Origin of the sequence: Dokdonella sp., from assembly GCF_049593775.1 — a bacterium.
Lineage (GTDB): Bacteria > Pseudomonadota > Gammaproteobacteria > Xanthomonadales > Rhodanobacteraceae > Dokdonella.
In genome coordinates, this window is sequence record NZ_JBAWHJ010000174.1 from 1 (window position 1) to 8,377 (window position 8,377).

The following is an 8,377-nucleotide window of genomic DNA, read 5'->3' on the forward strand; positions in this document are numbered from 1 at the left end:
CGGGAGGGGACCCTGTTCGGTCGCTCCGAAGCGCCGGCACGCCAAGTGCCCAATTGTGAAGCATCCTCGATGTCGCAGGAAGCGACAACTGCCGATTCCTGCGACCAGGATCTGTCTCACGCGCTTGCGTGCTTCAGAATTTCACGATTTCCTTGAATCCACCGAAGAACATGCGCTTGCCGTCGAACGGCATGCCTTTCGGATTCATCATTTCATTGAGCCGTGGATCGGCCATCGCCAGCTTGTTGGTCTTGTTGCGCTGTGTCTTGTTGGCATGAATGATCCACGAAAATATGACCACTTCACCTTCCTTCAACTTGACGCTCTGAGGAAACGAGGTGCGCTTGCCGACCGGCACGTCGTCACCGACGCACTCGTGATAGGCGAGCGCGCCGTGCTCCATCCAGACCTTGCCCGCCTTGCGTGCCATCTTCTTGTAGTCGCCAAGTTTTTCCCTTGGCACCGGAATTACGAAACCATCGACGTAGCTCATGATTCACTCTTCTCGTTTTTTGGGCTTCCATTCCACCACGCCAGCGCCGGACATGCGAGTGTGGCGAGCACATGACCGTGCACGCGTGCGCCCAGCACGATGGCCGTACTTGAATTCCCCGCTGCGACCACATCTACTCTGCCTGACTGTTGCGATCACCTGATCAATGGAGACTCGATGAATGCTTCCCCGAATGCCGTGGCTGCAAACCAGCCCGGACCCGATGCCATCGTTTCCGTGCGCAATCTCGGCAAGGTATACAAGGGTGGCTTCGAGGCACTGAGGAACATCAACCTCGACATCCGTCGTGGCGAAATCCTCGCCCTGCTCGGTCCGAATGGAGCGGGCAAGACCACCCTCATCAGCATCATCTGCGGCATCGTCAACGCCAGTACGGGCACCGTCGTGGCCGATGGCCACGACATCGAGCGCGACTATCGCGCCGCACGTTCGGTCATCGGACTGGTCCCGCAGGAGTTGCATACCGACGCCTTCGAGTCGGTCATGGCCACGCTGAAGTTCAGCCGCGGCCTATTCGGCAAGCCACCCGATCCGGCCTATCTGGAAAAGGTACTGCGTGATCTCTCGCTTTGGGAAAAGCGCGACGACAAGATCATGACGCTCTCGGGTGGCATGAAGCGCCGCGTGCTGATCGCCAAGGCATTGTCGCACCAGCCCGGGATCCTGTTCCTTGATGAGCCCAGTGCCGGGGTGGATGTCGAATTGCGCCACGACATGTGGCAGATGGTCAGGCGTCTGCGCGACGCGGGCACCACCATCATCCTGACCACGCATTACATCGAGGAAGCCGAAGAAATGGCCGATCGGATCGGCGTGATCAACAAGGGCGAACTGATACTGGTGGAGGACAAGGATGTGCTGATGCGCAAGCTCGGCAAGAAGCAGCTGACCCTGAGCCTGCAGCAAGCCATGGACAAAATACCCGATGGACTCGCCGCCCTGCCGCTGGAGTTGTCCGACGACGGGCTGACCCTGGTCTACACGTTCGACACCCAGTCCGAGGAAACCGGTATCGCCGGGTTGTTGCGCCGGCTGGGTGAGCATGGCATCGACTTCAAGGACCTGCGCTCCAGCGAAAGCTCGCTGGAGGAAATCTTCGTCAACCTCGTGCGCAAGCCGAAGGGAGAACCGGCATGAACCTGCATGGCATCCGCGCCATCTACCGCTTCGAGATGGCACGCACGTTCCGCACGCTGATGCAGTCCATCGCCTCGCCGGTTCTGTCCACTTCGCTCTACTTCATCGTGTTTGGCGCCGCAATCGGTTCACGCATGGGCGAGATCGACGGGATCGGCTACGGCGCCTTCATCATTCCCGGGCTGATCATGCTGAGCCTGCTCACCGAAAGCATTTCGAATGCTTCATTCGGCATCTATATGCCCAAATGGGCCGGCACCATCTACGAATTGCTCTCCGCTCCCGTATCCTGGCTGGAAGTCGTGATCGGCTATGTCGGCGCGGCAGCAACCAAATCGGTCATGCTCGGTTTGCTGATTCTGGTAACCGCGCGATTCTTCGTCGACTACGAAATCGCACATCCGTTCTGGATGTTCGGATTCCTTGTGCTGACATCGGTGACCTTCAGCCTGTTCGGATTCATCATCGGTCTGTGGGCCGATGACTTCCAGAAGTTGCAGGTTGTGCCGCTGATGATCGTCACTCCGCTGACCTTCCTGGGTGGTGCGTTCTATTCGATCAGCATGCTTCCGCCTGTGTGGCAGAAGATCACCCTGTTCAATCCCGTGGTCTACCTGATCAGCGGATTTCGCTGGAGCTTCTACGGCGTCGCCGACGTGCATATCGCGATCAGCACCGGCATGACTGTTGTCTTCCTGCTGATCTGCCTGACCATTGTCTGGTGGATATTCCGCACGGGATGGAAGTTGCGCAGTTGACGGTGGGTTGTTCTGCTTGCAGCCAGCACAGATCAAGCTGCGACCGTCAGACAGGCATGGCCCTGCGCCGGGATTCGCGGCTATTCGCGGAAGTGATGCTACTGACCGAAACGCTGCCCCGGCGATACCAGCGGGGTGACGTTGCCGGTGGATCGAGGCTCGGCAGCGCGCCGCTCCAGCCAGTTGATCAGTGGCGTCCAGTCTTCGCGGTGGGCGAGGATGGCCTTGCTGTCATTGTCGAATACGCTTTGCCCATGATCGGCGAGTCCAACGTAAACCTGTGAATCGCGTACGCGAATCATCGCGGCCTCGGTCAGGCGCTCCAGGGTCGAATCGAGCTGCCTGGCTGAAAGCGTTCGCGGACGCAGACGGTTGGCAACCATGGCGACCCGCAGCCGTCCTTTGCGCACTTCGTCCAGCTTGCGCACCATGTCGATAAAGACAAGTGTGGCGCGCAGGTCGATCGGCGAGGGAACCACGGGAACCACGAGCACGTCGGCGTGCCGGGCAAACTGGGAAAACTCGTGAGAGCGCAAGCCTGCCGGCGTGTCGATCAGCAGCACCTCGGTCTTGGCTGGAATGCGCAGCACCCATCCCGAGCTGAGCCCGTAGGCGGGATCATTGCTGGCCAGCGAGTGGACAGGAGGCAGATGCGCAGCGCGTTGTTCGCACCAGGCCAGGGATGAGCCCTGCGGATCGCAATCGATCAGGGTCGTGCGTCGCCCGCTGCGCGCGAAATACCCGGCCAACGACGTCGTCAGGGTGGTCTTTCCGCAACCACCCTTGCTGTTGGCAATGAGGACTCGAAACATGCGGCATACCCTGGTGGCGAGCCATACAAACGGCAGATTCGGTCCACTCTACGCCAGCCGAGGGCTAAAAGAGAAATCAGGCCATAACTTAACTTGGCGACACATGTCGCTGATTGCCCACGAAAAAGCCGCCGACCCGAAGGCCGGCGGCTGCTCATGTTTACTGGTTGTGGTGCCTGGATCAGCGGTGCGGCAGCTGTATCGTGAGCCCCGACGGTGATGTGATCGGCAGCTGCAGGTCCTCGGCGCCGCCGACCAGCAGCAGCTGACCTTCGGCCAGTCCCAGCGCCAGTTCCTTCGTGCCGTTGACCACCGCAGACCAGGCACTGACCCGGTCCGGGCCCATCAGGCGCACCAGCAACTGGCTGCTCGTGCGCAAGACCTGAACGGCGTAGTGCGTTTCGCCGCTCTCGATGCGGGCCAGATCCACGATCCGCCCTTCGCTGCTCCAGGCGCCGGCCAATGCCAGCGTCTTCACCTCCGTGGCGCCCAACGCGGTAGCCGTGTCCGGATCCACCAGCGAGTCACCATCCTCGGAACCGTTGCCGCCCGGATCAAATCCGTCGCGGAAGATCACGATCCGTGTCTCGTCCGTAGCGCTGTTGTTGGCCGGGTTGGTGTCGCCCGGTGCGACCACCGTCACCTGCTTGTCGATCAGGTCGGTCGGCAATGCCTGGTTGTCATCCACCCAGGCATTCAACAGATAGACCACGCCACCTCCGGCCGGAATGCTTACCGCCGGGTCATTCAGGTTGCCCGCACCGCTCAGGGTGCACGACGCTCCCGGGCTGACCTGTACGCACTGCCAGCTCGGGCTCGCATCGAGCAGGGTGATGGGCAGGTTGCTGGTCACGCTGGCGCCGCTGATGGCCGTGTTGCCGGGATTGTTGACCACGATCGTGTAGGTCAGCAGCGCGCCGTACTGCACGAAATCGCGGTCATCGCTGATGGTCACCGCCAGATCCGGCGCATCGGCTGCGGTGATCTGCAGCACGCCACTGGCCTGTGGGCCGGTGAAGTTGCCGTCGGTGATCGTGGCAACTACGGCGTACACGCCGACTGCGCTCGGGGCCGTTGCGCTGCCGTTGTAGGTCACGCTGGTGGCGATGCCGCTCGGCGTCGAGGTCACCGTGGCTGCCTTCGGCGTGCCATCGAAGGTTTGCGTCAGGTTGCTCAGGGCCAGGCTCGCACCGGCCGGGGTGATGCTGGCCGTGTTCGTGCCGCTGGCTGCATGGCTGGTGCCATTGCAGGTCGCGCTGACCGCGTAGTTGCCGACGTTCGGGCCGAACACCGGGGTCACCACGCACGCCGTGCCCGGCTCTTCGGTGATGAATGCGGTCGCCACGTGCGTGTTGCCGTCGTAGACAACGCTCAAGTCATCCCAGCTCACCGTGCCGATGATCGGATCGTTGGTCAGGCTGAAGCTGGCACCAGGGCTCAGCGTGCCGCTGGCTGCGCTGACCAGGTAGCTGCCGGCCAGTCCGTTCGCGGTCACGCCACTGGCGAACACGCCGTTGTAGTTGGTCGTGCCGCTCGCTGTGCCAAGCGCTGCAGAAGCGCCAGCGACCGGAGCGGCGAAGCTGATGCTCTCGCCCATCACCGCACCGCCCAGTGCATCCACTACACGCGCTTCAAGCGTATTCGCGAATGCCGCATTCACCAATGCCGACTGACCGCCGCCGGCGTAGGCGACCACCGCCGTCGGGTCATTGGCAGCAACCGGATCCGCGGCAATACAGATTGCCGTGCCGATGGGAGTTGCCGGCAACGGATCGGCAACTTGTGCGCCCATCGCGTTCGCGCCGGAGATCGTCGCCACGCCGCCGCCATACCAGTTCGAGCCAATGGCTATCCCCTGGGCCAGGTTGTGGCTGACATTGCTGTCGACAGTCAGGGCGTTGTCGAATATGCGGATATTGGAAATTGGATCGCCAATCGACGATTTCGTACTGAAGCCGTTGTTGCCAGCACCGTCCACTGAGTTGCACATCATGACGACATTGCTGCTGCCGCCATACAAGGTCAGGCCAGCCGATTGCGCGTCATTGGCCGTGTTTGCATCACTGATTGCGTTGCCGATAACGGCGATATCCTGCGACAGCGCCACGTTGATACCGTTCTTCGCGGTGTTGCTGATGCGGTTGTCCGTGATGTCGATGCCGATGCTGTTGTTGAGCTGGATGCCGCCATGGGCGGAATTCTCGATCACGTTGTCGCGAATGGTTCCGTTGGTCGCCTTCCACAGGTTGATGCCTGAACCGATTGCGTCATTGATATTGCGGAACAGGTTGTCACTGACAGTCCATTCAAAGACGCGGCCGGTGACCACATCGCCGTTTGTGTAGACAGCGGAGCCACTTTGCACGTCGATGACGCGATTATTGGCCACGACGACAGCAGTCGAACCGCCGCCATAGCCGCCGCCCGAAACGATCGCGCTGTCGTTGACGTTGGCGATGGTGAAGCCGTCGAACCGGACATTGTCGGCATTGATGCGAACTGCACGACCAGTCGGTGGAGTGATTACAGCCTCTCCGGCACCGCTGCGGCCCACATCATGACCAGGCGTGCCCATGAACGGACCGCGCAGTTCGATACCCTTGTTGACGATGATGTTCTGACTGAAGCTTCCCGCTTCGACATCGACACTGCCCCCGGCCAATGCATGGCCGATACCCATGTTGATTACGGCGTTGGCGACCGTGTAGCTCGCCGACGCCGGGTCGTTGTAGTAGCCATTCGCAGATCGCACGTAAACGTTTTCGACGCCGGTGATGCCATCGGTGAAAGCGACGACCGGAGCCATGCCGGAAAGTGCCAGCACATGCGCGACATCCGAGTAGCTGTTTCCGCTGCCGATGGTCAGCTTGGCGGTGCCTGCTTGTTCGGTAGTATCTTCGACATAGAACGCACCGATACCGATGTCCGAGAAGGCGATATTGCGAACGACAAAGTCGTTGACTGGTCCGGCGTAGCGCGTGGCATCAGTGGCGAGGACGCCGGTACCGACATGACTCACGCTGCCACCGTCGATCGCGGTTGATGCGCTGGCCGTACTTGTGATGTTGTTGAGCACGTAGCCGACGCTTGCGCGACTGCCGACAACTGCCAGACCATCAATCGTGTTGTCGTTGAGCGTAACTGTCTGGCCAGCGTTCATCGACTCGATCCACAGGCCCATCCATTGTCCGCTTTGGCTTGCATTGGCCACGGCAATGATCTGATTGTTGTTGATCGCGTAAGTCGCGGCTGCCGCAGTGAAGAGATTGTGAAAAATGCCGACCCGCGTGGCGCGGATCTCGTTTCCGCTGATGGATGGCGCAAATCCTCCCGGCGCGGCGAGGCGGTTGTTGTTGGTCTGCACACCCACGCGGACTTCGTCGAACAGATTGTCGGTGACCTGCGCGTAGAAATTGTCCTGCAGGAGGACACCGATGCCCCATAGCGATGGCGAAGTGATGTTGGCGAAGCGGTTCTGGCTGATGGTGTTGCCGGAATAGGCGGTGCCCACGGCGTAGCCATCGATGCCGGCGTAGAGAATGTTGCGCACGACGAGGTTCTGCAGCTGGTTGTCATGACCCTGTACGTAGATGCCGCCGGCGACATCGGGATCCGCACCATTCAGCGCGACTGCGGAGCTCAGGTCCGGGTTGTCCCCGTCGACGATCAGGCCATCAAGAACAATGTTGCCGCCTGCAATATCAATGACTGAAGTCTCATGGGAACCGTAGCCAAGCCCGGCCTGTGCTACAGCAGGAACGATGACGGTTTCGTCCGCATCAGCGCTGTTGCGAGTGCGCGCATCGACGCCGGCCTGCTCACCGATCACGCTGACCGCCTGACTGATGATCAGGTTGCCACCTTCACCGTTGGATTCCGGATACAGGCCCTTGGCCACGTAAACCGTGCCTCCCTCCTGCACCTCTGCCAGCGCCGCGGAAATACTGGCGAATGCGTCGATGCCGTAAATCACCGGGATGGCAACACCACCATTGACCTGCGGGTGAGTGAATGTTTCGGGCTGGCCAAGGGTGTCGCCGAGGAAGTCATCGTCGACATAGACGGCAACCGGACGCTGGGTGATCGAGGCATAGGCCTCCAGTGTTTCGCCGTGCCCTTCAATCGCCCCTGTCGAGCCCGGGGTCGCTCCGATGTAGCCAAGGAATTCGCCAGTCATCTCCTGCAAGCTCGTGATGTACGAGAACCCGCTGGCGATTTCGGTGGCGTAGGCTGAGGCATTGAGTGCGTCCAATGCCTGCATTGCGAAGGATGTGGTCTGTGAGTCGGCGTTGGTATCGATGGCACCGCCCACTGCGGCCGTGCTGCCAACGATGCCGCCGCCCGGCGCTTGCCAGCCGAGCATGAAGTTCGCGAGTTGCGCCGTACTGTTGGCGGCGGCCCACTTGCCACTGGTCGGATCAAGCTCGATGCCGGTCACGGCTGATGCCCAGATTGCTCCTGTCAGCCCGACGACATCGTAGGTCGTGTGGGTGGCATCGGATGCATTCAGGCTTGCAAGAATGGCCTGCATGAAGGCGTCACGGGCGACGCTCTCACCGGCCAGATGGGCAGCGATGGCGGTCTTGGAGAGGTCCCATGCCGCGAGCTCGGGAATATTGCTGCCAGTCCTCGAGGAGAGCACTGCATTGGCATATCCGGCGGCATCGAGATTGGCTGATTCGCCGTAGATGCCCGCGCTCAGGCGTACCCAGAACTCGGCATCAAGAAAGGCTGCATACTGCGAATCGCCCGTGTCGATGGACAGCTGTTCCAGGAACAATGGATCGTGCGTGGCAAAGCGGTGCCGACCATCGCCATAGATCATTCCGGGCACACAGTCGTTGATCTGGCAGGCGCCATTGGCGGCGGCAGCCGCCAGAAAAACAGGGTTACCGCTGCGCTCCCACGCACGCAGCAGGCCGAGCGCCGATGCACCCTGGGTATTCGAGGTGGCAGCCTGGCCCGGGGTCCATGGAAAGGCACCCGCCGTTGGCCCCACGATGATCTGCTGCGATACCAGCCAGTCGGCAGCGCTGTCGCTGACGGTGTCGGCATGCGCCACCGAAATCGCGAGCGTGGCGACAATGGCCATTGACGTGAAAAATCTGCGCGCCAGGCGCACCTTCGGATACAAGGTGTCCACCGTTGGTCTCCCC

5 protein-coding genes are annotated in these 8,377 nt (G+C 61.0%); 2 read left to right on the top strand and 3 right to left on the bottom strand.

Going from position 1 to position 8,377, the window contains the following annotated elements; genetic code table 11:
- Positions 1 to 133 precede the first annotated feature (133 nt).
- Positions 134 to 493, bottom strand: a complete 360-nt coding sequence (locus tag WBP53_RS06045) for a DUF1428 domain-containing protein (RefSeq protein WP_423926948.1) — start codon at positions 491 to 493, stop codon at positions 134 to 136.
- 177 nt (positions 494 to 670) lie between these two features.
- On the opposite strand from WBP53_RS06045, the gene WBP53_RS06050 reads away from it, so the two are divergent.
- Positions 671 to 1,651, top strand: coding sequence for an ABC transporter ATP-binding protein (locus tag WBP53_RS06050; protein WP_423926950.1), 981 nt, complete (start codon positions 671 to 673; stop codon positions 1,649 to 1,651).
- Positions 1,648 to 2,409, top strand: a complete 762-nt coding sequence (locus tag WBP53_RS06055) for an ABC transporter permease (protein WP_423926952.1) — start codon at positions 1,648 to 1,650, stop codon at positions 2,407 to 2,409. The genes WBP53_RS06050 and WBP53_RS06055 overlap by 4 nt, the downstream gene beginning before the upstream one ends.
- A 98-nt stretch (positions 2,410 to 2,507) precedes the next feature.
- Here WBP53_RS06055 and WBP53_RS06060 read toward each other — a convergent pair whose 3' ends face one another.
- Positions 2,508 to 3,221, bottom strand: a complete 714-nt coding sequence (locus WBP53_RS06060) for an AAA family ATPase (protein ID WP_423926954.1) — start codon at positions 3,219 to 3,221, stop codon at positions 2,508 to 2,510.
- A 181-nt stretch (positions 3,222 to 3,402) separates the two neighbouring features.
- The gene (locus WBP53_RS06065; RefSeq protein ID WP_423926956.1) at positions 3,403 to 8,364 is read right to left on the bottom strand and encodes an MBG domain-containing protein; all 4,962 of its coding nucleotides are present in this window, start codon (positions 8,362 to 8,364) and stop codon (positions 3,403 to 3,405) included.
- Positions 8,365 to 8,377: the final 13 nt, after the last annotated feature.